At 32.8% G+C, this 26,183-nt stretch carries 27 protein-coding genes; 12 read left to right on the forward strand and 15 right to left on the reverse strand.

The window, feature by feature from the left end:
• Nucleotides 1-172 precede the first annotated feature (172 nt).
• On the forward strand, nucleotides 173-1,486 hold the full coding sequence (locus LB450_RS08475; RefSeq protein ID WP_224487489.1) for a hypothetical protein: 1,314 nt from the start codon (nucleotides 173-175) through the stop codon (nucleotides 1,484-1,486).
• A 139-nt stretch (nucleotides 1,487-1,625) separates the two neighbouring features.
• Entirely contained in the window at nucleotides 1,626-2,255 is a 630-nt protein-coding gene (locus LB450_RS08480; protein WP_224487490.1) for a hypothetical protein, read from the forward strand.
• A gap of 121 nt (nucleotides 2,256-2,376) precedes the next feature.
• Here LB450_RS08480 and LB450_RS08485 read toward each other — a convergent pair whose 3' ends face one another.
• Nucleotides 2,377-2,766: a hypothetical protein gene (locus LB450_RS08485; RefSeq protein WP_224487491.1), complete on the reverse strand. Its 390-nt coding sequence runs from the start codon at nucleotides 2,764-2,766 to the stop codon at nucleotides 2,377-2,379.
• A gap of 41 nt (nucleotides 2,767-2,807) precedes the next feature.
• Nucleotides 2,808-2,996, reverse strand: a complete 189-nt coding sequence (locus LB450_RS08490; RefSeq protein WP_224487492.1) for a hypothetical protein — start codon at nucleotides 2,994-2,996, stop codon at nucleotides 2,808-2,810.
• A gap of 284 nt (nucleotides 2,997-3,280) precedes the next feature.
• On the opposite strand from LB450_RS08490, the gene LB450_RS08495 reads away from it, so the two are divergent.
• Nucleotides 3,281-3,724: a YybH family protein gene (locus LB450_RS08495; RefSeq protein WP_224487493.1), complete on the forward strand. Its 444-nt coding sequence runs from the start codon at nucleotides 3,281-3,283 to the stop codon at nucleotides 3,722-3,724.
• 83 nt (nucleotides 3,725-3,807) lie between these two features.
• Here the strand turns inward: LB450_RS08495 and LB450_RS08500 are convergent, their stop codons facing one another.
• The 3 genes from LB450_RS08500 to LB450_RS08510 all read right to left on the reverse strand — a co-directional run bounded on the left by LB450_RS08500 (nucleotide 3,808) and on the right by LB450_RS08510 (nucleotide 7,745).
• A complete protein-coding gene (locus LB450_RS08500) occupies nucleotides 3,808-5,115 on the reverse strand; it encodes a tyrosine-type recombinase/integrase (protein ID WP_224487494.1) in 1,308 nt (435 codons plus the stop codon).
• A 196-nt stretch (nucleotides 5,116-5,311) separates the two neighbouring features.
• Nucleotides 5,312-7,057, reverse strand: a complete 1,746-nt coding sequence (locus LB450_RS08505; RefSeq protein WP_224487495.1) for a hypothetical protein — start codon at nucleotides 7,055-7,057, stop codon at nucleotides 5,312-5,314.
• A gap of 67 nt (nucleotides 7,058-7,124) precedes the next feature.
• On the reverse strand, nucleotides 7,125-7,745 hold the full coding sequence (locus LB450_RS08510; RefSeq protein WP_224487496.1) for a recombinase family protein: 621 nt from the start codon (nucleotides 7,743-7,745) through the stop codon (nucleotides 7,125-7,127).
• Between the two features lie 197 nt (nucleotides 7,746-7,942).
• Between LB450_RS08510 and LB450_RS08515 the strand changes: the two genes are divergently transcribed.
• The gene (locus LB450_RS08515; RefSeq protein ID WP_224487497.1) at nucleotides 7,943-9,538 is read left to right on the forward strand and encodes an RNA-directed DNA polymerase; all 1,596 of its coding nucleotides are present in this window, start codon (nucleotides 7,943-7,945) and stop codon (nucleotides 9,536-9,538) included.
• Complete coding sequence (locus LB450_RS08520; protein WP_224487498.1) at nucleotides 9,535-10,266, forward strand: hypothetical protein; 732 nt, start codon at nucleotides 9,535-9,537, stop codon at nucleotides 10,264-10,266. Before LB450_RS08515 ends, LB450_RS08520 begins: the two co-directional genes overlap by 4 nt.
• A 143-nt stretch (nucleotides 10,267-10,409) precedes the next feature.
• Here LB450_RS08520 and LB450_RS08525 read toward each other — a convergent pair whose 3' ends face one another.
• From LB450_RS08525 to LB450_RS08560, 9 genes are all read right to left on the reverse strand, one after another.
• Nucleotides 10,410-11,234: a DUF3800 domain-containing protein gene (locus LB450_RS08525; RefSeq protein WP_224487499.1), complete on the reverse strand. Its 825-nt coding sequence runs from the start codon at nucleotides 11,232-11,234 to the stop codon at nucleotides 10,410-10,412.
• Nucleotides 11,235-11,452: 218 nt separating this feature from the next.
• Nucleotides 11,453-11,746 carry a hypothetical protein gene (locus tag LB450_RS08530; protein WP_224487500.1) on the reverse strand — a complete coding sequence of 98 codons (294 nt, stop codon included), beginning with the start codon at nucleotides 11,744-11,746 and terminating at the stop codon, nucleotides 11,453-11,455.
• On the reverse strand, nucleotides 11,724-12,368 hold the full coding sequence (locus LB450_RS08535; RefSeq protein WP_224487501.1) for a hypothetical protein: 645 nt from the start codon (nucleotides 12,366-12,368) through the stop codon (nucleotides 11,724-11,726). The genes LB450_RS08530 and LB450_RS08535 overlap by 23 nt, the downstream gene beginning before the upstream one ends.
• A gap of 451 nt (nucleotides 12,369-12,819) precedes the next feature.
• The gene (locus tag LB450_RS08540) at nucleotides 12,820-13,077 is read right to left on the reverse strand and encodes a hypothetical protein (RefSeq protein ID WP_224487502.1); all 258 of its coding nucleotides are present in this window, start codon (nucleotides 13,075-13,077) and stop codon (nucleotides 12,820-12,822) included.
• Nucleotides 13,078-13,105: 28 nt separating this feature from the next.
• Nucleotides 13,106-15,478 (reverse strand): EcoAI/FtnUII family type I restriction enzme subunit R, encoded by a 2,373-nt coding sequence (hsdR, locus tag LB450_RS08545; RefSeq protein ID WP_224487503.1) that lies wholly within the window; start codon nucleotides 15,476-15,478, stop codon nucleotides 13,106-13,108.
• A gap of 3 nt (nucleotides 15,479-15,481) precedes the next feature.
• Nucleotides 15,482-16,720, reverse strand: coding sequence for a restriction endonuclease subunit S (locus LB450_RS08550; RefSeq protein ID WP_224487504.1), 1,239 nt, complete (start codon nucleotides 16,718-16,720; stop codon nucleotides 15,482-15,484).
• Nucleotides 16,717-17,508 (reverse strand): HsdM family class I SAM-dependent methyltransferase, encoded by a 792-nt coding sequence (locus tag LB450_RS13710; protein WP_262902912.1) that lies wholly within the window; start codon nucleotides 17,506-17,508, stop codon nucleotides 16,717-16,719. The genes LB450_RS08550 and LB450_RS13710 overlap by 4 nt, the downstream gene beginning before the upstream one ends.
• On the reverse strand, nucleotides 17,436-18,173 hold the full coding sequence (locus tag LB450_RS13715) for an N-6 DNA methylase (RefSeq protein WP_262902913.1): 738 nt from the start codon (nucleotides 18,171-18,173) through the stop codon (nucleotides 17,436-17,438). Before LB450_RS13715 ends, LB450_RS13710 begins: the two co-directional genes overlap by 73 nt.
• A gap of 5 nt (nucleotides 18,174-18,178) precedes the next feature.
• The gene (locus LB450_RS08560) at nucleotides 18,179-18,664 is read right to left on the reverse strand and encodes a GIY-YIG nuclease family protein (RefSeq protein WP_224487505.1); all 486 of its coding nucleotides are present in this window, start codon (nucleotides 18,662-18,664) and stop codon (nucleotides 18,179-18,181) included.
• 585 nt (nucleotides 18,665-19,249) lie between these two features.
• On the opposite strand from LB450_RS08560, the gene LB450_RS08565 reads away from it, so the two are divergent.
• A complete protein-coding gene (locus LB450_RS08565; RefSeq protein ID WP_224487506.1) occupies nucleotides 19,250-20,905 on the forward strand; it encodes a recombinase family protein in 1,656 nt (551 codons plus the stop codon).
• Between the two features lie 391 nt (nucleotides 20,906-21,296).
• Here LB450_RS08565 and LB450_RS08570 read toward each other — a convergent pair whose 3' ends face one another.
• A complete protein-coding gene (locus LB450_RS08570) occupies nucleotides 21,297-21,584 on the reverse strand; it encodes a hypothetical protein (protein WP_224487507.1) in 288 nt (95 codons plus the stop codon).
• Nucleotides 21,585-21,874: 290 nt separating this feature from the next.
• Between LB450_RS08570 and LB450_RS08575 the strand changes: the two genes are divergently transcribed.
• From LB450_RS08575 to LB450_RS08600, 6 genes are all read left to right on the forward strand, one after another.
• Nucleotides 21,875-22,411: a nucleoside-diphosphate kinase gene (locus tag LB450_RS08575; RefSeq protein ID WP_224487508.1), complete on the forward strand. Its 537-nt coding sequence runs from the start codon at nucleotides 21,875-21,877 to the stop codon at nucleotides 22,409-22,411.
• Nucleotides 22,412-22,414: 3 nt separating this feature from the next.
• Entirely contained in the window at nucleotides 22,415-22,702 is a 288-nt protein-coding gene (locus tag LB450_RS08580; RefSeq protein ID WP_224487509.1) for a hypothetical protein, read from the forward strand.
• Nucleotides 22,692-23,489: a nucleotidyltransferase domain-containing protein gene (locus LB450_RS08585; protein WP_224487510.1), complete on the forward strand. Its 798-nt coding sequence runs from the start codon at nucleotides 22,692-22,694 to the stop codon at nucleotides 23,487-23,489. The genes LB450_RS08580 and LB450_RS08585 overlap by 11 nt, the downstream gene beginning before the upstream one ends.
• The gene (locus tag LB450_RS08590) at nucleotides 23,458-24,558 is read left to right on the forward strand and encodes a glycosyltransferase family 4 protein (protein WP_224487511.1); all 1,101 of its coding nucleotides are present in this window, start codon (nucleotides 23,458-23,460) and stop codon (nucleotides 24,556-24,558) included. The genes LB450_RS08585 and LB450_RS08590 overlap by 32 nt, the downstream gene beginning before the upstream one ends.
• A gap of 925 nt (nucleotides 24,559-25,483) precedes the next feature.
• A complete protein-coding gene (locus tag LB450_RS08595) occupies nucleotides 25,484-25,633 on the forward strand; it encodes a hypothetical protein (protein WP_224487512.1) in 150 nt (49 codons plus the stop codon).
• Between the two features lie 141 nt (nucleotides 25,634-25,774).
• Nucleotides 25,775-26,179: a hypothetical protein gene (locus LB450_RS08600; protein WP_224487513.1), complete on the forward strand. Its 405-nt coding sequence runs from the start codon at nucleotides 25,775-25,777 to the stop codon at nucleotides 26,177-26,179.
• Nucleotides 26,180-26,183: the final 4 nt, after the last annotated feature.

The following is a 26,183-nucleotide window of genomic DNA, read 5'->3' on the forward strand; positions in this document are numbered from 1 at the left end:
TAACAGAGTGGCATTAGTTTAGAAATCCAATTTTTTATGAGAAATCCTGTTAAGACAGGAAGGTTAATATTATAAATTCAGTTTCAACAGAAAATAACTCAACTAAACCCATATTCACATCATCACATAACGAGTTGTGTGTAATTAAACCATAATTAAATTAATAAAAACAATGAACAGTCATCTAAATATTTTCAAATCGTATACAAACAAAAATCGGTCATACCAATTAGAAAATGATTTGACCAGAGCTTTAGCAATATCATTACAAGAAGACTCGCTTTTTTTTCATGAAATTTTTAAAGAAATTCTGAAAGGAACCAATTTTTATAATCAACTTTTTGAGTCTTTAGAAAATGAAACTAGGGTAAATATAAATATTCAGCAGAGAGCAAGTCAAATAACTAACTTCGACCATATTTTTGCTATATCATTGAGTGAATCTGAAATGGCTGATTTTTGGACTCAAGATTATGATAGAAATTATGATCCAATATGCGATTTAGTAATTCAGATTAATAATATAGTCCTTGTTTTTGAAGCAAAAAGAGATAATGTTAATTGTACTGCTCAACTTTATAACCAGATTTTAAACATAGCAAAAGTAGATAATGAAGCGAAAGAGTTTAATGAAATAAACTATGGCGAGATTATAACAGCTTTTGACTTCAACTGGCCAAAATTAATGGCCATTGCAGTAAAAGTTTCAAGTTTTGAGAAAACTATGAATGGCCAAAATAGATTTCTATCAGACTTTATCTCTTTAGTAAAACAACATAATTTTAGATGGTTACCAGAACCCGCAATTTCCTCATTACAACCAACAAACAAACGTGCAATTTTAAGAAGACTTGAATCAGCAATTGAAGAAGTTGCGAAAACAACCGAAATCAGCAAATTGAATTATAATGATAGAATAGGACTTGAATTTTATAGAAATTGGGCGAAAGAAATTATATTCAGCGTTAATGATAAAGGAGATTTAATTGTAAGTATATATCCAGGAAACACGAAAGGTCAAGGTTATTCACTTTTTGAAAGCACTCCAGGATTTAGTGAAAAGCTAAATATATTAGGCAATGAATACTCTACTAAATATAGTTATCACGTTAAATTGACGAGTTTTCAGAAATATTTTCAAGGGCTTTGGTTTTCAGAAAATAATTTAAAAAAGCCACTTTACACAAAAGAAAATTTCCATAAATATACAGGCAGAAAGAAAAGGGGGTATCAATGGGAACAACTATGCTCATTATTTGATGAAAGTCTCGATTACGAATGGAAAAAGCAATGTGATTGGGAAAGATCAGTAATAAATTCAGGAAAAAATCAATTTGATATTTCCTTTGGATATAACGTACACATTGAGATTCCATTTGAAAAATTAAAAGAATTAGACCAAAAACAATCTGAACTAGATAATTTGATAAATTTAGTAACTGAAATACACAAAAGCTTTAGTAACGAGTTATTATTAAAAAACTAAAAATAACTGCACACAGTATAGCTGTAAATAATTGCTTGATCTCGCCTGCTTTTAAAAAGCCTGGTGGATTTTGGAGTAGGTTTATTACTTAACTACAGAAACACCTAATTTCTTAACCGTCATCTATATTATTTGAAAAATGAACCAGTACTTAATAGATACAAAATTTGCTTCTGAAACCCTAATAGAGGTAATACATAAGGAAGAAAAATTAATTATAGAAATGCTTCTAACTTATACTAAATTAGAACGAAGATTCAACTATCTATCCAAAGATTTTGCTAACTCTGATATGAATGAGGGTTTTGACGATATACAAGTGCAGGATAAATTTATAAAGATGGTGAAGTATGCAAAAGAGGTCAAGTTAAAAGATAAAAAATTAGAGCTTCAGAGAATAAGAGAATCTTTTACTGCTAAAAAAGATTCAGTTAATTCTCTAAGTATGGGCCTTTTACAGATAGCTAAACAAGGTATTTCTACAATTCATGGAAATCTAGAAAATTGCCCAAATGGAAGGGAAATTGGAACTGAATCATTAAAAAATATTATTTGGCAGGGAAGAAATCAGGCTATTCATTGTGAAGAAGGAAAGCCTCCTAAGAAAGTTAAGGATTGCTTTGATAAATTAAAAGACAAGTATGGTAAAGATTTCGATTTAACATTGCACCCAACTTCAAACAAAGCAAAAAAAATAATAGACCTACTTGAATGGGAGGAATATGCCCAATATGAAAAGGACATGAACTCCATCCTTGATAAAGAATAGCTTCAACCAGAATTAACCATACTTAATTACCTCTACTTCTGAAATCGGTTGTTGAGAAAATCATCCATTTAATTCAGAATGAGGGTAAAAGGGGACTATTATCTTTTTCATAAACACCACCTCACCGATAAACTACCATCTTCAATTGCATATCATAATAAGGCGCTCTGCCATCGCCAAGGTTTTTTATATTGCCAACTTTATGGTAGCGCTGGAGCATTTCTTCCAGCCGTTTTAAATCTGCTTTGGTGGCTGACTTGTTTTGTTCTGGCGTAAGCAGGTTTTTGACTAAATCTGCGGCAGTGGTTCCGATGGCGGCATTAGCCACTCCCGCTACACTGACCTGGTCTATTTTTGTTTTTTCAGTATTAAACTTTGCAGGCTTTTTGAATTTCTGACTGAGTTGATGACTTCTCACTCTGCAGGATGTAGAACAAAACTTTTGTGCTTTCCTTCTTTTGGGAATAAACTCCTTTTTACAGTAGTGACAGGTGTAATGATAATTCTCCATTGTGCGTAAATTTTACGTTAGTTTTACGTTTAATCAGCAGATTAATGAGCTTTCTTGTTGAAAACCTTATTCAGTAAATACTCCATAGCATCTTCTTCGGTAAGAACGGTTCTGCTTTTTTTCTTTTTGGGGTTGATGGAATACAAATCTTTTTTAAGCATCTCAAATAACTGCTCCTGCCCTTCCCTTGGGAGTGCTTTCGCGACCTGATAAGCTGTATTTGCATCCATACCTAATCGCGAAATTAGAGAGAATAAATACGTAGGCTTTAGGATGCAGAGACTTACAGAGGTTTACTGCACTTTAGTGCAGGATTATATTGTTTAATGCTGTTTACTTAACTTATCATTGGAGATTTAATGAGAATATTTGTATCAGAATAATTCTGCAATGCATGTTGTGGATGGCTTAACTCTATATTTTAAGTTGATCTATAGAAATTTTGAATTTTCTTCTTTTTTTTATATATTTATTTAAGTTTTAATCAATTTATAATGACTTAAATTACAATACCATGAAAAAAGAGACACTTTTAATGCTATTTATTATGTTTTCATCAATGTCAACCTTTGCTCAATCCTCTGAAGATTTCAAACAGGCTATTCAGATGAATTTTCAAAAAATGGGTGAGGCCATGGCCAATTCTAATCCAGAATTATTAGCTACTCATTTTAGCGAAGACGCCATGCTTAAGCTTCCTGGATTAAAAGCCCTGGAGGGACGAAAGGCTATCGCAAACGCTCATGCAATGATGATAGAACAAGGAATTTCAATTAGACCCATGACAAAAGAAGTGGAAAGCTTTGGGGACACTGGATATGAAATAGGTACTTATCAGATGTTCAATAAAGAAGGAATGGAGGTAGATGCTGGGACTTATTCTACAATTTGGAAAAAAGTTGACGGGGATTGGAAACTGTATAGAGATATAGTCAGTAGTTCCACACCTCAAAAATAAAAATGTAAATTACAAATAATAAAAAACCACTCAGCTTGAGTGATTTTTATTAGTCGGGAATCTTCAAATACTGGAATTAAAAATTACTTAAGCAGATTTGAATAATCCTCAGGCAGTTCAGCATCGATATCCCTTAAATACTTTTCGAGGGCGGCCATGGTAGAATGACCTGTAATGAGCATGAGTTTACTTTTGGTTTCATTCGGTGAGTTTTGCTCTCTAAGCTTTCTGTATAATTTGGTAATGAATGTGTGTCTAAAACTATATAATCCAAACTCCTCGCCCAGCCCAAAATGATCTTTCACCTCTTTAAAACGTTTAGAAAATTCGGTTCTCCTGTTGGTTTCCGTAGCATTCCATGCTTCTCCAATACCAAAGCGACCAAACAGTAAAGCATCGCCAGGGAATTTGGATAGATCTGGTATATCCTGGATAAGAATATCAGGAATAATTTTGATTTTTACCGGCTGGTTTTTAGCCTTGACGTAAAGCTTTTTATCTTTTAAATCGACGTCTTTAATTCTTAGTCTGCAAACTTCAATAGGTCTAAGAAAATTAAGACTGATAAACTTGATAAACAGATGTAAAGTTGGATCATGTTTCTCCAGATGAGTGTTGATTTTCTTTTCCTGATCTGGTGTGTAGGTCTTATTTCGCTTGGGAACCGTCTTTAATTTCGGAATGGATTGTACGAAATTAGAGTTAACGATTTCATTTTCTTCCAGCAATTGAAATAAGGAAGCGATATCTGTCCTTGAATTATTTCGGTTTCTGGCACTGGTTTTTTGCACTATACTGTTTAGATATTCATTAACGGTCTTTTTGGTAATGCTGGTAATCGGCTTATCGAATAGCTTTTCGTTTCGAAGCCACTTTTCAAAAAGACCAATTCTACTTTTGTATTGAACGTATGAGTTTTTATTCATCATATGTTCTTTCATAGACAGACCAAACTTAAAAGCTTCGTCAATGCTCATGACGTCTTCCTCAGGTTCAGCAGGAACAGGACTTGGCTCAGGCTGAGATGCAGGTCGTAATTTTGGTTCTGGTTTGGGTGGCGTTTCGGTTGGCTCTTCTTTATCTGAAAACAGCTTGGCTTCCAGGTCACTGTTATCTTTATAGGGGTTAAATCCAAACTCTAACAGTTTTGAGAGGGCTTCTCTCATCGTTCTAAGGAAAGCATAACGCTCACGCTTAGTTTTAAAGTTATTGGCACCAGCTTTAATAAAAGGCTGTTTTTTAAGCTTTCCGGTTTCAGGATGTCGAAAGGAATAGTAGACGAACCAGCTTTTGCTTAAGGCTTCTTTTTTCTGAGCAGCTGTGAGTTTGGACCAGTTGGAAATATCAATACCACCAGTGAAGATTTTGGGTTCCGAATAGTCTAATTTCATAGATAAATCGTTTACGCTAGCGTTTACGGTTCGGAAAAGTAAGAAACTTATGGACATAAAAAAACGGATTGTGGTAAACAATCCGTTGATTTACTTGGTATTAATGTAGTAGCGGGAAATATAGAAATATCGAACCACAATAATCTAGTAAATGATTTCTTAGAAGTAGCAAATTTTATAATCTAAATAAGACATGTTATGCAAAAAGACTATATCCTTTCTCCATCAGTTCATCTTTTATGGTTCTGACATTCATTTTATCCACCTTTGAGTCAAGTAAATAAGAAAATGGTACATAAGAATCTTTATTAGCCTGAATAGCAGCATCCTCATTTATATACCTTCTACCCTGAACAGTAAAATTGATGTAATCATCCGCATACTCAGTAAGAACATCTTTAAATTTTAATTTGCGGTCAATAAATACGTTTTTATTAAAAATCAAAGTATCAATATCAACTACTATGAGTGGCATAACATTTTTTGTATCGAAACCCTCCTCTCTTAAACACTGAAGCTCATCCTGAAACCAAAAATTCAAAATTTTGTTGAATCCGCCTACATTGAACATTCTGTTATGCAACACCAAAACAGGAAAAATGATAACGCTTCGAGGGCTATAACCACTGTCATATTCTAAAGTTTTAGCAAGAGCCTTTCGGATAGTATTTATTAATTGAACAATTGCTTTGGGAGTACCATCACCTTTTTTGTAAAGCTTTTTCTTTAATTCATGTTGTATCTCATTATAATCCGAAGATTGCTTTACATTCGCATTCAACATAATATCTTTTGACTCAAATAGGAAAATCCTTTTACCATTTCTAACATAATAATCTGGAGCACCGTCACAAATCTCATCTAATTCAGTACCGTTTCTTTGAAAAAATCGTCTCCCAAATATTTCTTGTAATAATGTGTGAAGGACATATTTTTCAGAAAATTCGTAAGTCTTAAAATCTAAGAAGTTGCTTATTCTATCACCAGCTGAAAGACCATCATTAATATGCTTGAGCTTCCAATATAGCCCATTAAAAATAGTCTCTAGTACAAATTGAGGACTGATAATTCTGTATTTGAAATCTGAAAGTTTATAAATTGGGCTGGCTCTTAATTTTCTGAAGTCGACATCTTCCAAAATAACAGTTTCATCAGCAGAAATTTTATCTAAAAAAGCAACATTAGATTCTAAATGTTCGTCGTCATTTAGTTCAATATCTGTATGCCCCTCTTTATAACGTTTGACTATCGAAATAGATAATGGTAATAATCTCCTTAAATATTCTTTATAATCATCAACACCGTAAAATGCATAAAATGAGTTTAATAGTAAAGCACACGAATCCTTTGACTCTAAAAATTTAAATAAAGAAATAGCCCTAATTAGTTGTGTAACAATAAGCTTATCAGTGCGATAGTTAGTAAAGTCGAAATTATTAAGTTGAAGGGACAACAAGATTGCTGCTGGTTTTCTTTCTAGCGTGCAATCTTTTGTGGATTCTGAAACCAATATACCGCTATCGGTATTTTTTATTTGATTTAACAACAAGAAGGCTTTAAACACGTTAATCTCAACTTCAGCATTAGTTAAAGTAGTTTTACCTTCTTCAGCCAAGTCAAAGGCTTTTTCGAAAAACGCCAAACTACTAACCACATAAGAAAATGAATAGTCCTCTACATTATATCTTTCTTCAGATACATGTTCAATTAAATTTTCTCTTACTAGTTGTGCAAGCTCCGAGTTTTCATGGGAAAAAAATTTCCGAATAAAATCAAATGGGTGAGAGTAATCTGAACCATCATCTTTAAATCCAAGAAAAAAAGACCCCATCTTCAAAAGAGTATCACGATTGATACCCTCAAAGTAATCTTCAATTTCAAGAGGCTCCTCATCTGGAAAAATAGCGTTAAAAGGAATTGTTAATTTAGAAGTAAGGCCCATGAAACATTTATATTTAAATAATTACATTTTAAGTCATGTAATTATATCCTTTAATAAAAGTATAATTTTATTTGCTTAATTTCATAGTCTTCCTCACCTTCATTACAGTTGTAGTTGACTTTCCTACGATTTCTGCTACTTCACGAACCGTAAGACCTTTATTTAGTTTCTTAACGATGTTAGGGTGACGTTCTAACAATCTTGTGCTAGACTGAACAGAACCAACCTTACGGCCTTTAAATTTGCCTTTAGCCTGAGCAATTTTAATCCCTTCGCTAGTGCGTTCTTTAATACGGTTACGCTCCATTTCGGCAATCGACCCCATGACAGATACTACTACCATCGCAATCGGGTTTTTTTCACCGTTAACCAGTGTCTCAAAACCTTCTTTGATTGATTTAAGATTAATACCATTGTCCGTAAATCGCTCAATCGTATTTAGCACATCGATGAGGTTTCTCCCTAGCCTGTCAATACTGTCTACCACAATTGTTACGTCACTTTTTTCTAGACTTGTTACAATATCAAATAATTTTGAAGCTTCTGGACGTTCTAGAAATGGAACATTGCCTTGGACTTTGTCTACAAATAGATTTTCAGCTATAAATTCACCATGCATTTTGAAATTTGCAATTTGGCGACTTGAGTTCTGAGTGAGAGTTGAGATTCTGGAATAGTAATAATACATCTTTATTCGTTTTGATAAATCAAAGATACGTGTTATTTTTAGACTATCAATTAAAATAACACAAAAACCAGGTTTTTACTGACTTATCTACTTTTAAAGTGTGTCATTAATAAAGTATAGTCTAAAATTAATACGTCGTTAATACCCTAAAGACTAAAAACAAAAATTATCTCTACATTTGTTTATATACCAAAATTATGAGGCAATATTTCAATAAAGCATTATTAAATATAATTAAGCATGGTGATACTGACATCTTTCCATTTCCGTTTGAAAGGTATTTATTTGAGGAAAAAAACAAAGAAACATTAGATATTCTTGAGAAAATTCACGCAAATTTAGATACTGCTCTCAGCGAGTCACCGCCATTAACTTTAGTGAAATTAAGTCCAGTCGGCTATTTTGGGTTTAGGCAAGGTACAATGATTGAACCTTTTTGGAATGCTTACTTTTTAGGGTTAGTAATTTCTTTAGCTGAAAAAATTGAAAATACTAGAATCAAGGAAATTGAAAAGAAAGTTTTTTCATATCGCTATGAATGGAATGATGAGAAAGGCTCATTGTTTAAGGATACTACTTGGATAAGTTATAAAAAACAATGTATTGAATATTCGAAATCTTCTGGCTTCGTTTTACAAACAGATGTTTCAAACTTTTATCCGAGAGTAAATCATCATAAATTAGAAAATGAACTTAAACGTGTAGACGGCATTACTGATACTCCTAAAAGGATTATCAAATTACTGAGCGTATTTTCTGGCACTATTTCTTACGGACTTCCTGTTGGCGGACCTGCATCAAGAATTCTTGCCGAGCTTGCACTTAATCATACAGATTATCACTTAAAATCTAGAGCTATTAAGTTTTGTAGGTATGCAGATGATTATACAATATTTTGTGATACTGAATCAGAAGCTTATAAAATTCTTATTTTATTGTCTGAAAAATTAGCCAATGACCAACTAAGTTTACAGAAGGGTAAGACAAAAATAATGTCATCAACAGAATATCAGGATATACATCAATTCCTTGACCCGAAACCAGTTGAGGATGAGGTCTCAGAAGAAGAGCAAAAATTACTTAATATTTCCATTCGTTTTGACCCATACTCGGCAACTGCAGTTGATGATTATGAAGCTTTAAAAGACGCTGTTCGCGAAATTGATATAATTGGAATCTTATCAAAAGAGGTTAATAAAACTAAAATTGACCAAACTGTAACCAAACAAGCTATTAATTCTGTAAAGGCATTAACGGAAGAAAACCAAGTACAGGCGGTTAAAATACTTTTAGACCAAGATAATTTAACCACTTTATCACCCGTATTCACGACTATTATGCGCTCTGTGAGGAGTGTTTATGATGACCTATCTGATGAAGGTAAAGATATTATCGATAGTTCACTTTTAGAATTATTTAAAACAGAAAACTATCTAACGAAAATTGAATTAAACTTAAACTATATAGTACAAATCCTTTCCATTCGACATTCTCATGCGAAGGAAGAACTTTTTGTTAAACTATTCGATACCGAGACAAACCACTTTCTAAAAAGACAAATAATAGTTGCAATGACAAACTGGGGAAGTCATTATTGGTTAGTTGATATAAAACATCAATTTACCACGTTAACCACATGGGAAAGAAGAGCTTTCATCTACGCCTCATTTTATTTAGGAGATGAAGGTAAACACTGGAGAGCCAGCAATAAATCCTTATTTAGTAAGGAAGAGTTACTAGTTAGGGATTGGTGCTCGGCTAGAAAAACATCTAATAAACCGATTCTCGTATGATTAGTGAAAGAGATATATCAGAAAAGTTTAGTGTTATTTGGAAACAAAATTTACCTCTTATGACACCAAGTTTCATGAGAGTTTTTAATGAAACTCAAATAAAGAAAATAAATAAAAACCCTATTCCAAATATTGAGAATGTTAGGTACGATATTGTTTCTGAAACTGCATTCAATGTGTCTGAAATGGCAATAGTTGAAGATAAAAAAGTGAATGAAATAATAACAGATTCTGAAGTATTTGAAAAAATAGTTTACGAAACTGCAAAGTCAATTTGGACTTCTGGCAATTATAAGAAAGAAGATTTAAAACTAGGGAAATCGGAAATAGAAGAAATTCAGAAAATCTGTGATAATACCATTGAGTTTATTAATAAAACAAAAAAAGAGAAAATCGAGTTTAAACCAAGGTTAAAAGGCTACAGTTTTATTCCTGACTTGACAGCAGATTTATCAGTGGATGACAGTTTATATGAAATCAAGACTGTAAGTCGGAATTTCAAGTCTAGTGACTTGAAACAACTCTTTATTTATTTAGCACTAAGACAAGTAAGCACAAATACCAATTGGAAATATGCAGGGCTTTACAATCCAAGAAAAGGAACATATGCCAAGTTTAATGTAAAGAGCTTAATTTCTAATTTGACAGGTGGACAAACACCCAATGAAATATTTGAAAATATTTTAAACGGATTAGTTCGAGATATTGAAGTTGATAGTGAATTTTAGAAAATTCCTCTTACCAATAAAACCGAGATAATATTCAACCATGAGTATTGGGCTTGTAATGAAAATTTATATTTTGTAAATAATATATCTACTTGTTTTACAAATTGATAAATGTTCACTTATCATAAAAGTGAACATTTTTACTAAGAACTGTGCTTTCTAAAAGTTTGCCTTAATTTATCTCTTCCGTTCTTATTTGATGGAATTTCACAAATACCTGCGCCTAAAATTTTTTGATTATAATTTCTTAGAGTAGGATAAACAGCTTTATTAAAAATTTCAATACTTCTGTCATAGCTTTTCAAAACACCCGTGATAACTCCAGCTAAGTAGTCTGCAATTTGAATCCCTGTACTATGATGTGAGTATTCTAGATTTAAGCTATCTTTTATGTGCGTGTAATTTTTTACGAAATGTCCATTTGTTTGAATATCAAAGTAAGTATCACGTAATAACTTGCTTTTTTTATCTCCAATTGGGTCAAAAAACAAAACTGTTAAATCATTGGGTATAACTTGAGTTTCGTATTGAACTCTTTGCAATAAAGATGTAATGTGCATTTTAAATAAATCTTTTTCAGAGAATTTAGAGTCAGACTTATTATCAGTAATGGTGAAAACCGTTTTACAACTTTCTAGTTCTTTTAATAACAACAATGACTTTTCAACAAAATCAATTATAATATGATAATCAATGTCTTTTAAAAAGTAAAAATCTTTTTTTTCATTTGGAACTTTATTATTATTCTGACAACTCCTTAAAGACCAAATATGTGACCATTTAATTTCTTTTTGAGGAAGTCCGAATTCATTTTTTAGGTTCATGAATTTACTCGTTAACTCTTTATAATCATCTCCATTCATCAAAAATAACGAACGGAGATAAAATGGATGTATTTGATTCTGTCTCTCTGACCTAATCGGTGAGTAACTTCCACATTCATCACTAAAACCAAATTTTATTGACATATTTTTTCAGTATTACCCATGACTAATGAATAAGACAAAAAGTTCTGTATTATTCATTTTTAGAATACTAATCTAGGGGATTAAAATTATTTAACAGGATTTGTAGTCACATTTTTTTTAAAAACAGTGTGTAAAGCTTATGGATAAGATGAAAAAGTTTTACAATGAGACTAAGCTTTATATTAGCCTTACAAATATGAAAGTTGCAAATACAGTTATCAAAGTCTTCCTTTCACTTCAGTTGCACCGTACACTCTAGCTTTAGGAAACATTTTTCTCGCAAGAACTATCGCAGTAGCACTACTATCAGAAAAAATAATCATCTTGGTTTTAAACGTTCCAAACCACATATCTACTTTATAAGCCTTTTGTCCTTCATTCAAAGGATAGATTACAGGCATAATCTTTTTGAAAACTTTCCCACTCATCTTAAGGTTGGGACCTTTATGGCCTATTAAAGGAAAATTATCAATCAAAAAATCAAATTGTCTAGTGTTTATTTTTATTTTCATATTTAATACCTTCTTGAATCAGATTATTTCCTAACAGGTCCCACTCAGTATCTTCTAAACCTGCTTTGGCGGTATAAAATATTGCTCCTAACCTATGGTCGTAGTTCGAAAATTCAAGCTTGTCATTTTTGAACTCATTTTTAATCATATTTCTAATGGACTCCTTGAATTTAATATTATCGATATGGATTACTAGGTGATTATGAAATCCCTTACGATTTACAAAGGGCTCAGATGCGAAAAACATTTTAAAGTTTGTCTCACTTCCATATTCTTCTATTATAGCATCGTAAAGCTGGCGCATCCTATTAGCACATGCTTCTTTATTTCTGTTGAGTTTATAACTTATTGTAACGAAGAAACTCCAGTCTGAATACCAAAGTCTATGTGGTAATGAATCTCTTTCTTGTAAGCAGTCTAATAGATTCCTCAATGATTTGTTATCTCTAAATAACAAATCTCTATCAAAGTATTTATAATGTTTTTCAGGGATTACTCTTTTTCCTTTTTTAATAATTGTCTCGCCCCATAATTCAGGACTTTCTTTGTATGTTCTATAGAGCGTACTTCTGCTAATACCAGCTTTCTTAACAAACTCTTGATTCTTGACATAATTCTCCATTTTTATAATTTTTCTATTTAGTTATTATTAAACACTATTTCCCCATATAGGGAGCTTTAAAGAAGTGCTTGTATAATTAAATATGTAGAAGTTTCTCAAAGTGCGTCAAAACGGGATAATTTGTTGAAATATTTTTTATTGCAAATAATTATAGGTGTTTCAGAATGGGACACTTATTTGAAAAATTGAATAAATCTGGAAGAAAAATTTATGCGTAGGTCGGAGCTATAAGCTATTTCTTAGAGGCACATTATAAGGTAAGAGGGTATACCTGAATCCATCTTTTTGATATTAAATACACGTATTAAATAAAAAAGCGCCAGGATCCTGGCGCTTTTTAAGAGTTTTAAAACTGCTTAGCGAATACGTGTCGTTGTATGATTCTATTCCCCCTTAAAGGTATCAAACCTTATAATCATTACTAACTATTCAAGAGTTTAGATTTATTACTCTACAACCAAGTTACAAAGTCAGAAATTAAGGCAAACTCTTCTGAATCTGGTGCATATACATTCTCATAATTACCAATTTTGATATAACATTCTACTTGGTCTTTGTCAGTGTTATTTCGTCGGTCAAAAATTAGTGTTTTCCCATCTAATTCAGTTTCGTATTTTGTAGCGCCTCCTCCTGTAGTCCAACAAGCTTCGTCAACTTCTGTCTTACTTCTCAATTCTTCAATTAATGTTTTGATTTCTTGGGTTTTCATATAACTTTTAATTTATTATTTATACTGCTTATCCAACATACAAGTGTTCTTGAAAATCAATAAAGGTTTCTCTAATGGACTTGATATCGCCAAGCTCTCTTTTTGCATCAGTGATAGCCTCATATTTCAATTCCAATAAGTCTGGCAGCTTTGCTTCATCCAATTCATTCACACCTTCCTTGACGTATTGTTCCAGTACAAAGTTTAAAAAATCCTGTTGCTTTGGATTGTATTCGCCAAGTTGAATTTTTGCTTTACCAGCTCTGTTTAATCTAGGTACCATATCCGTGTGATAGGCTACGTAATTTAAGACATCGTAGAGGTCGCTATCTTCTCCATGAACTAACTTACGTAAATCCTCTAATTGTGAGTGCGTATAGCCTTTCTCATTTAGCTCTTCGAGTAGCTTCTTTCGTGTTGAAGGTAAGCTCCAGAGTTTTCTAAGTTCGTCCTCACTTTTGAATAAAGATGGTAAATCCCCAAACAATTGCTTTATAAATTCTCGAGCTGAAATCGGTGTGCCTGACGGGCTCCAGAAAGATGTTTTAATCATACTATCAATTTCCCTTTCTTTATCATCTGCAAGTTTCACCTTAATCATCTGTTTTGGTGGTTCGTCACATATACATGGGTCATTATTACAAACTTCGCAAGTTGGAGGTGGTTCTTCGGAGCACATACATGGTTTCGGCTGGCCACATTTCTTGCACTTCCCTTTCCTTTCTTCACGTTCCTTATAAGGTACAGGTTCCAATGGCTCTCCATCCCATTCAGGGTCTTTGAAATGCTCATGTGCTTTTACAAAGTCGAATACGGTGAAATATTCTTTACCGTCAAACAGTCGGGTGCCGCGACCTACAATCTGCTTGAATTCTACCATAGACTTCACTGGTCTAAGTAACACAATATTTCGTATCTCTGGCGCATCCACACCTGTACTAAGCTTTCTGGACGTGGTTAGTATGGTCGGTATGCTTTTTTCGTTATCCTGAAAGTCCCGTAAGTGCTTTTCGCCAATCTTTCCATCATCTGCTGTTACTCTGTGGCAATAGTTGACGCTGGTACTCTCGGCATATTGATTGATGAGGTCTCTAATGGCCGCTGCGTGGACTTGAGTAGCACAAAACACTAAGGTCTTCTGACTCTGATTGATGATACTCATAAAGGTCTTGACCCTATATTCTTCACGAGCTTTTATCTCAATGATTCGATTGAAATCCGCTTCGGTATACTTGCGCTCCTCATCAATTTCTCCTTCAACCTCATCATCTCCTGTATACTCGTACTCATCAATGGTTGTTGATATTTCTTTTACTTTAAAGGGGGTTAAGAAACCATCATTAATCCCTTCTTTAAGTGCATAGATATAGACTGGGTCACCAAAGTATTTGTAAGTATCACCATTAACATCTCTCCTTGGTGTGGCAGTAAGACCTAATTGAACTGCTGGACTGAAATAGTCCATTATTTCTCTCCAAGAACTTTCATCATTGGCCCCACCGCGGTGACACTCGTCTATTATGATAAAATCAAAATAGTCTTCAGGATATTCTCCAAAATAAGGTGAATCACCAGGACCTGACATAAAGGTCTGGAATATGGTAAAAAAGATATTACCATTTTTTGGCACCTTTCCTTTCTTTCGTATTTCATCTGGCGCAATACGGACCAGAGCATCTTCTTCAAATGCACTGAATGCATTAAAGGCTTGGTCGGCCAGTATATTTCTATCGGCTAAAAATAGGATTCTTGGACTGCGTTGGCCATCTCTTCTTAAGTTCCATTTGGCATGAAACAATTTCCAAGCAATTTGGAAGGCTATTGCTGTTTTTCCCGTCCCTGTAGCCAACGTCAATAGGATTCTATCCTTTTTTTCTGCTACAGCATCTAAAACCTTCGTTATGGCGTTATTCTGGTAGTACCGTGGCTGCCATGCACCTCCACGGTCTTCAAACGGCACTGAAAATAAACGTTCCTTCCAATTGGCTATCTCAACTTTATAATCTTCTTTTGGTGTTGGGAAAGTCATCTCCCAGAGCTCTTCTGGTGACGGATACTTGCTCACATCACCTTCCGTACCTTCATCCATATCTACTCCATAGATTTGCTGACCATTAGTCGCATAGGTATAACGAATGTTTAAACGGTTTGCATAGTCTTTGGCTTGACCCAGACCATCGGTGTAATATAGGTCACGCTTCTTTGCCTCAATTACGGCTATATTTCTGTTTTTATAGATAAGCACATAATCTGCTCGTAACTGGGAGTAATTACGAACCCCTGGTTTTTCTTTGTTGGTGATTGGAAATTCCTTAAATACTCGAGAACCTTCCACAACACCCCACCCTGCTTTACGCAGTGCTGGTTCAATTAATTCGTATTGTGTTTGTGACTCGTTCATGTCTTATACCTCCACCGCTTTATTAGTTAACTCTCCAGCAAACGCTTTTTGAAGAATGGATTTTTTGAGTTCTTCTAAATCTTCTAGCTTTTTCTCATATTTACTTTCTAAATCATCAAGTGTATTTTGAAGTCGTTTAATACTTGACGAAATACTCTTTTGCTCTTCAATGCTTGGAATTGGAATCAATTCTTCTTCATAAAAGCTAGGCTGTATTCTTTTATGGCCAACAGCTCCACTCATAAGCCTCTCTCCTTTATTCCTAAAGACCTCTCTATTCAAAAAGAAATATAAATATTCATTGAATAACTTACTTTCATCAACTCTATACGGAATGTATTCACTCGAACCAAAACCGACACCATTTTTCAAATCTCTGGCAATACCTAATTTTCCATTTTCAAAACAAGGTGTGATTTTAGCTAATACGACATCTCCTTCTCTGAAATAGACATATCCAGAATATGCATCTTTTAATTGCCTTATTTCTGAGCTATTGAAATACATTATATTTTCACCAAGATATTTCATAGGTACAAATGACACTTCATCGCTGGGTTGTAAAATTTCCTTAGATTCTTTTTTGTTTGGTTTAATATCGCATACTTCTTTTAACTTTTTCTCTTCCCAACCCTTACCTTTTTGGCTAAAGATGTCGTTGAGTTTGGACTGAAATAACTCTTTTGCATTTTCAATATTTTTCTCAATATTGGCTTTGGCTTGGTCGATGGCTTCAAAGGCTTTATCTAAAATCGCTACGATTTGTTGTTGTTCTGAAATAGAAGGTTCAGGAACTGCATACTTTTTTAACTTTTCAATTGTTAATGCATTATATGCCGACCCTTGAGATATTGCTTTTAATTGTTCAACAAAAAGAGTCAATGTATATTTTAAGAAATAAGGGTCCAATGTTTCGAAATCCTTAAGCCACATGATATTACCATCTTTAAAATAGAAATCAGGTTCATTCTTCTTTACAATGTATATTTCTCCAATTGTCCCAACGGCTGTTAAAAGCAAATCTCCTTCTTGTGGTATACCAAATTGAGATTTAATTTCATTGTATCTTTCGTGAGATATAAATAATTCTAGCGATATTTCTCTTGCATGTGCAAGCTCTTTTATCTCTTTTGAGCGATAAAATGGTACTCCTTCTGCAATGTATTCTTTTTTATAAATTCTCTTACTCGAAGTCAGCGTACCTAATTTACCTAACGCTTTATATTTCCAACTTTCACTCATATCAAATCTTTAATCGATTGAAAAATAGAATTGGTTTCATGGTCCAAAGCTTCCATTTCAGTTAATATGGCTTCTGGGCTTCGTAATGGTGCTTCCTCTGGTGTGTTCGGGTTTTTAACGCTTAAATCATAAGTGGTTTCATCAACCTCAGCCACTTTTAGATTCCAAGACTTTTCACTTTCAGCTTTAGTAGCCTGTAGCTTTACAAATTCTTCTAAATCTTTATCATTAAGGGGATTGGTCTTACCCATATTTCGCCCAGGATCCATCTGGTAAAACCAGATGGACCTTGTCGGTTCTCCTTTTTGGAAGAACAAGGTCACCGTTTTTACACCAGCACCCAAAAAGGTACCTCCAGGCATATCGAGTACGGTATGCAGATTACAACTCTCCAATAAATATTGACGTAAGGCCACTGAGGCATTGTCGGTATTACTCAAAAACGTATTTTTTATAACAATGGCTGCACGGCCACCAGCTTTGAGGTTTTTTATAAAGTGCTGAAGAAACAGGAAGGCGGTCTCACCCGTTTTGATGTCAAAATTCTGCTGGACCTCTTTACGCTCCTTTCCACCAAAGGGTGGATTGGCCAGTATAACATGGTAACGGTTCTTCTCTTGGATATCTCGGATACTTTCTGCCAGCGTATTGGTGTGTATGATATTAGGTGCTTCGATGCCATGCAATATCATATTCATGATTCCAATGACATAGGCTAAGTTCTTTTTCTCCTTACCATAAAAGGTCTTCTCTTGTAATGTGATGAGGTTATCAGTGGTCTTATCCATGCGCTCATACATGTACTCATACGCCTCACAGAGGAAGCCACAGGAACCCGCAGCACATCATAGACCTTCTCACCTATTTGTGGGTCCAAAACATTAATCATGGCCCTAATAAGAGGTCTTGGTGTATAATATTGGCCACCATTACGACCCGCATTACCCATATTTTTAATTTTGGATTCATACAGGTCGGAAAGTTCATGCTTATCCTTAGATGAGCGAAATGGTAATTCATCAGCATACTCTAAAATATCACGTAAGATATAACCGCTTTGTATTTTGTTGTTTATCTCCGAAAAGATTTCACCTATCTTATATTCGATGCTCTGCGGGTTATCTGCCGCGGTTTGTTTGAAGCTTGCCAGATACGGAAAGAGTTTCTGGTCAACGAATTGGATGAGGTCTGGTCCCGTCATCGCTTTATGATGGTCCAGCTTGCCGTCTGGTCCTTTGGGCATGGCCCATTGTGGCCAGCGATATTCAGGTAGTAAGATATATTTATATTCTAATCCTTTCAGCTCAGCCTCATCGGCTTTATCTTGTTCTAAGTCATCAAGGTACTTGAGAAACATCACCCACGAAGTTTGACCAATGTAGTCCAGTTCGCTATCAGCTCCAGCGTCTTTATATAATAGGTCGTCAATGTTTTTAAAAGTGTTTTCAAACATATATTTTATTTAATTCGGCTATCTAGTCTTTTAGTAGCTCTAATATTAAATTTCGGTTGACTCAATTCTTTCATAATAAATTCTTCCAACTCTTTTCTCCCTAACTCAAGAGGCAAAGTTTGAATGGTAAGACTTTTCTTCATTAAACCTTCAAGTTTTAGTTCAATTTCTGGAACAAAAGATTTATTGGCTGTAGCTCTTTGAAATCTTGGTTCTTCCATAAACGCTTCATTTCCAATATTTCTTCTAACCGTATGATTTTTAGTATTACGCATATCATTCATACGCTTTTGGATGTTACTGGTCTCACCAACATAAACTACCTCATCAAATTGTCTTATTAAATAAACTCCAGGAGCATCATGAAAACCCTTTTTCCAACTTAATGTGAGCAAACAATCATATTTAGGTGATTCCAGTAAATCATTAAATTTTTCCTTTAGATATTCAGAGTGGTTAATCACTTTATTATTAATCAAATTATGAAACATAGTTTTAAAGTTACTTAACAATATCTAGATTCAAGTTATTATGCTTCAAAAAAAGAAAAAAAAAAATTGGTAAATCACTTGTATTTTTTTTATTCCTATAGTTTATTTGTCAGTAAAGGTACTAATTAGTACCACATGAGATAACATACTTCTCCCCGTAAATAAAATGAAGACCAGGGGCATTTTTTATGACGAATAAGCGCAATAGCTTAAAGTCAACATTCAATCAAATATTGTTTAAATTTATTGACCTGGGAACCAGTTTCTAGGGCTCATTGAACCACTTTTAAGCTTAACTTTAAGGTTATTCCATCCTGTGCGCTAAAAATGGAAGGTATACTATCGCTAAAAGCCTTTGGTAGTGCCTCAGAAGGAAATAACCTCAGCATTTAATATAGTTAATGCTGAACCGCATATAAACCCTTTAAATAAAAGTGAATGATGATGGAAGAACAAGACTTACGGTTGAAACCTACAAGAAAATATCAAAAGATGAGGTAAGTACCGATGAAGAAGTCAAAGAAATAATTAATAACCTACATAAACTGAGCAATCTGGTTTATGATATAATAAATACAAACAAAAATGAAGAATAACCTAAACTACTTTAAAAAATACAGCTCCTATACGGAAGAAGTAAACACGAATAAAAATGTTTGGTTCTATTCACGGGTAAGTAGCAAATCACAATTTGATACAAATAGTAGTATAGATAACCAAAGAACAGCTGCTTCCCGTTACGCCTATAAAAATCAGCTATCAATAACTGATAATTTTGGTGGTACATACGAATCAGCAAAAGGTGATTTTACTCGTAAAGAATTTAAACGGCTTATATCTGAGGTAAAAAAAGCTAAAAACAAACCTTATGCAATCTTGATATATAAAATGAGTCGTTTCTCCAGAACTGGGGCTAATGCCATAGGATTAGTAAGTGAACTAATTAATACACATAAAGTGCATTTAATTGAGGTTTGCAGTGGTAAAGACACCACGACACCACGAGGTGAACATGAAATTATAGAATCGTTACAATATGCAAGAAAAGAAAATATTGAACGATTAGAAATCACAATACCAGGTCTAACATCTTACGTAAGAAATGGGAACTGGTTAGGAACAGCTCCTAGAGGGTATGACCATTATGGTCCTAGAGTTAAAAATGCTGAATTTATAAGTGGCAAACAGCGACTTGAAATAAATGAAGAAGGTAAGTTAATTAAAAAAGCTTGGAAATGGAAAGCCCAAGGTGTAGCTGATTATAAAATTAGAGAAAAACTCAGTACTTATGGATTAGCGATATCTAAACAATCTTTAAGTGCAATGTGGCGAAATCCATTTTACTGCGGCATACAAGCCAATAAACTGCTTAAAGGCGAAGTGGTTGAAGGTAGCTGGAAACCTTTGGTGTCAAAGGAACAATTTCAAAAAATAAATGAGATACTAGACAGCAAAACCAGCACTGGATACACTCAGTCAAAAACGAATGATGGTAGGCCTCTTCAATCTCACTTGTTTTGTGGTATCTGTGGTACTAAAATGACAGGATATAAAGCCAAAAAGAAATATGATTACTACAAATGCCAAAACAAATCCTGTAATTGCAAAGACTTAAATGCTAATAGCTCTACGAAATCAATCAAAAAAGGTATTAATAACTTATTTGAAGACTACCTCAACCAATTTGTATTAGATACTAAGTATACTGAAGCATTTAAAGCACAAATGAAGCTTACTATTAACGATAGGAATAATGAATCTATTCAGCTTGAAACTTCTTTAAATAGTCAGTTAGAGAATCTAAACATACAGCTTGATAGCCTTGAAAGAAAATATGCATTTGAGGAATTGGATGTAAACTTATATAAAAAGTTCAGAGATGAGATTGAATATAAAATAGGAGAAAAAAATCGTGAAAAGTCAAATCTGAGTTTAAAGATATCGAACCTTGATAAAAAAATTGAAAAATGTGTAAACGTCACTCAAAACATCAGTAAATACTGGAGGTCAAGCAAAACAGATGACAAGATAAGAATGCAAAAATTGATTTTTCCTCATGGAATAGTCATTGACCCGATAAAACGACAATATCGAACCACAGAAATCAATTCGGTATTTTCTTTAATATCAAGTATATCAAGGGAAAGCGAGGACAAAAAAAAAGACTCATCAACTAATTTAGTTAATGAGTCTCACTCAGTAGCGGGGACTGGACTCGAACCAGTGACCTTCGGGTTATGAGTTTCATCAAAATTGCTGTTATTTAATGAAATTACCCTATATTACAGCAATAAAAGTAAAATCGTTTACGCGATCGTTTACCTTATTATTATTAATTTTAGACGAATATAAGGCATTTATTTCTTCTGAATAAATTCTAAAACCAGAAAATTATAAGCAATATAAAATCAGATAAATCATTTCTTTTTATAAGATAATCTGAAATCAAATTATTACCACTATTTAATATTAGTGGCAAATATTTGAAATAATAAATAATCAAATTTATATATGATATCAATACGTCTTTAAACAGACTAAAGTAAAATGAATTAAACCGTCGGATAACACTTCAACGGTTCGCTTATTATGGTTATATATTTTAAAACCTGTAAAACAGGCTTTTAATAATTTAAGCAACAGCATTGAGACAAAGTGCAACGGTTCTAGCAACAGCTTTTTGCGTTGCCGTTGAAAAGCCGTTGCTTTTTAAATTAGTAGCCAACCTCCAGCTCCTCATACTCCACTTTATCAAAATACCTTTGACATTACTGTTCGTTTTGGAATGAAGCAGATCATGACTTACAAGGTAATAATCAAGCTGATCTTCATCGCAGTCTGTTTCTATAAACGCTTCAATTTCATCCTGATCAAAGTCATCCTTCAGCCAATCGTTTTCTTGATCTGAAGATAACATCATAGGCTGGCGGTTTATTTAATGTTTATTTTCTCAAATAGGGTTAAGTAAGAATAGCAATGGTGACTTTTTTCAATGCGAGTGTATATTCCTGTAAGTAATATAAGTTTTTGGTCCTTGGTTTTGAAATTTGACTTTAGGCTTTAGAATTTCAACGGCTTTGAGAATTATATAAATCTTATTTGCTGATCCTAAAACATTAATGCAAGTTGATTGTTTTACAAAAATTAATACATTATAAATTTAGGATTTTCATAATTAAAATTTAATTTCGCTCTCATAAAAATACACCTGTGAAAAATCACCCTTTAATTAGCCAACATCAGCCTACAGAAGATATTTTAGAGGAAAGCGTTACATCTCACGAAATTGAGTTTTTCTCTCTTGGCATATTAAAACCTGACTGCATTCAAAGAGAATTAGTCCATGAGGCTTTTAGACGAATATCAAATACAGGTGTTGAAATTGTGATTTCAAAAACCATTACGTTAACTGAAAATGACGTTCTACTTGTTTATTCGCGTTGTGTCGAAAAATCTTTTTTTTATAGCATGCAACAATTTTTGATTAGTTCAGAATGTATTGTTTTCATCGTAAAAAGTAATAATAATGATGCTATTAGAAAATTGAATAGTGTCGTTGGATTTACTGAACCTGTAAAAGCAAAACCGGGAACTTTAAGAGAGTTAGGCAAAAACCTTACCCACAACATTGCGCATTCCTCTGATAATTCAATAAATTTCTTAAAGGAGAGCGGACATTTTTTTTCTCAAGAAGAATTAATAAAAGCAGGATTGAAATCAGATTATTATATACAAACTACTAACTAAATTATGCAACAGAAGATATTCTTAGAACCTCAAAGCATTGAATCCTTTATTAAAAAAATAAAAAATCACGAATTAGTATGGAATGAACAGGACAGGCTTCTTCACTTATTCGAAGAAGTTGGTGAATTTTCTGAAATTATTCTACAATATACTAAGAGAAAGAAACCATTTAAAACCAAAGTTGACATAGAAAATGCAATTGCTGATATATTCGAAGATTTATTTGCTTTATGCGTTATACATGAAATTGACATCAATAAAATTATAAAGAAAGTAATATATGAAAAATGATATTATTTCTCAGCTTTCAAACTTAGTGACGTCTTCTAAAATCGTTTCCAAATCAATAGATTTCATAGCGCTCATAGGAAGCTATAGAGAGCACGAGGCCATTGAAAATTACAGCGATATTGATATTTTATTTATTTTAAAAGACACAGACAGAAAAGGAACTATAGAATTACAAGTTTTAAGTGAACTAAGAAAAATAAATAAGAAATTGTGTTCTCAGTTTTCATTAGATGTTTCCTTTTTAACCCATACAATATTTGATTTTAATAGTTATGTTGAAATAGATTATCTCACACATTATTCTTGGGGTGAAGTCTTCTATGGAGAACAGGAAGATTTTGAAATATTATTTTCTAAAATTTTACAATACAAAGCTGAAAATGAAGGCCAAAGAAAATTAAATATTTGTAATGCCGTAATACATAGACGATTTAATTGCATAAGAAAATATGTTTCAGTCAATGAATATTTAAACCCAAACTATATCCAATTTATCTCAAAACTTTTTATTGATAACTTAATTGAAATAGCTGACTTATGTTTAATATATAATGGTCATTATGCAAAATCAAAAAAGGAAATTGTATTAGAATTTGAAAATTTACATTTCATTAAAAATTGTAGCGTTCTCTCTTTATGTTACGATGTAAGAAAAAACTGGAACCAATACAAAAAGGATAAAAATTATCTTGACAATTTTATCTTGATAGCGGTAGATGGAATGCAACAAACAACCAACAATTTATTAGCTGACTATGAATTATATAAAACCAATAATAATCTCTAGAACACTTCCCTACCTGGGAGGAAGGGAAATTATGGTTCAAAAAATTATTGAATATTATACAAATAAGAATGGTGTGATTGTTATTTCACCTGATAATTTTGTAGAAATTGAAGGTTCCAGTTTTTTAAAATATAATGAGAATGTAGAAGATGAGATTATATCAACTTTAAAAAATAACACATTTAATATTGTAAACTGTCATACTTTTTATCTATCAGAATTCGCTTTTAAAGTTGCCAAAGAGCTGAACATTCCATTAGTGTTTACATTGCATGGAGTATTTACTAAATTTTATGACTTAGATTATTCTAAACTATTGAAAACCATCTATAAGAAAAGTCATTCAACCGTAACTGTTTCAAATAACTACTTTGGCACACTTTCTAATCTCTTCGGTGATGCGTCAAAATTGAAATACATAACTAATGGTATTGACTTAAATGTTTCTATTAATTTACTGACTAACAACGCGATTAGAGAAGCTTTTAATTCAAGTAATAAGTATTTGATTATAGTTCCCGCTAGACTAAATCCAATTAAGGGACTTGATTACTTAATTGCGAGCACCAAATATCTAGATGATGTTATAAAGATAATCATAGCTTCTCCCAAAGGGAGAAAAAATGAAAAAGAAAAAAATTATAAAAAGGAATTGCTGAATACTTTAGAAAGATTAGGAAAACAAAATATTATTTCCTTTTTAGAATTTGATAACTCAGAAGTTTATACACTTTTCAAAAAATCTGATTTAGTACTATTGCCATCCTTAATTGAAGGTGTTTCAATTGCCTTATTAGAAGCGCTATCAATTGGCTGCCTGGTGGCTGCCAGTAATGTAGGAGGCAATTCCCAGGTCATTAATCATTTAAAAAATGGTTATTTATTTGAATCAGAAAATGAATTTGAAATTGCAAGTATAATTAATGAAATAAGACTAACGGAAAAGTCGGATCTTAACAATGTTAGACAGAACGCAAAAAAAACAATCGAGGCAAAATATTCTCTTGATACGATGCTTTTAGAATATCAGGAACATTTTGAAAATATACTAGAAGAAGCAAGCCTTTAATTATTTCAAACCTAGAAAAAAGCATCGATATTAACTGAAATCTTGAGTTTGCTCCTCCTTTAGGCTTCCCTTAATTAGAACTATTTAAACTGTCTATAAAACTATATAACTATCTTCTACCCTATATTTCCATAAACACTTTCACCAAAACCATGGTAATTGGTTTGAGGTTTCTTACAAATTATAAAATTTCAACGGCTTTGAAAATTATCAATAAATCTTATTTGCTAGTCCTAAATCATTAATGCAACTTGACTGTTAATAATAACAACAAGATATAACTATAAACTTTTACAGTGCATATAGATTGCATACATCCAAATCATCTTTGTAACTGTAAAATAAAAAAAGACAAATTTTTAACCTAATTTTTCTATGCAAAATTCTGATTTCAATGAGCTGGTTGATACAGTTGCCGAGGCAATAAAGGTAATAGTTGCTATTTTAAATAAATAGTAATTTACTGTAGAGATGAATAGTAATGGATAATGTTTTTTTAAACGCATTATCCCTAAAAAATAATCTTAATTTATCCATATAACGATTTCAACTGTGCATATAGATTGCATACATCCAAATCATCTTTGTAACTGTAAAAATAAAAAAGACAAATTTTTAACCTAATATTTTTTCTATGAGAAATTCCGATTTTGATGAGTTAGTTGATGTTGTTGCTGAGGCAATAAAAGCAATAGTTACTATTTTTAATAAGTAGTAATTAAGGCGGAAGTGATTGGTTATTGATAATGCGCTAATTATTTAAGCGCATTATTTCTCAAAAATGGATTTCAGTGTGAAATTATAACTTATTCAGAAGTGCATATAGACCGCACAGATAGGAAATACCTTTGTATTTATAATAAATGAATGGCATAATTGAAAAACAGTAACTTTTAAATAGTATAACTTTTAAATTAAAAGAGAAATGAAATACAATAACTTCAACTTTATAGATTGGGTATTAAAGGAAATACCAAAACCAGCACATAGAAAACTTACCAAAGATGAAAAGTTTCAAAATAAAGAGAATATAAGATTGAGAAAGCTAATTGAAGAGAAGAATAAAAGAAAGTGAAAAGTTCTCAGCTGGAGCAATTCTTTTCATAAAGGTCATTGAAGTGTGACGGCCAAGAGTTGCAAATAATGGGAAGAGGTCAAATTATTGAAGGTTTAAAATAGGGAGGTTATAATAGGTATAATAAAATAAATGAGAGATATGGGTAGAATTGTAAGAACTGGAGATGTTGATTGGTTAGAAGAAGCCATTAAATGTTACAAAGAAAAACTTAGCTTTACTTTTATAGATGATGTGAAATTGGGTATAACTGAAAAGGATTTGAAATCTGCAGTCAACTTGCTGCGAGGTGCAATGACAAAAAATAGTAATTCCTGGAAAAGTATAGTTGGGGTATTATCCGGCATCGGAATTAATCTTACAGGACTCTACATTATCAGGTTAGCCATCTTAGATCCCGAACCAACAACAAAATTGGGACTTTTAATTGGAGGCGGACTAGTTTTAGTCCTAACAGGTTCTTTAGGAATGCTTTATTCCCTTGGAATAACTTTTAATATCTCTGCAAGTTACGGGTCGGGTAAATTCGAGGTTGAGCCGGTCTAATATT

Origin of the sequence: Psychroflexus curvus (assembly GCF_020164585.1) — a bacterium.
Lineage (GTDB): Bacteria > Bacteroidota > Bacteroidia > Flavobacteriales > Flavobacteriaceae > Psychroflexus > Psychroflexus curvus.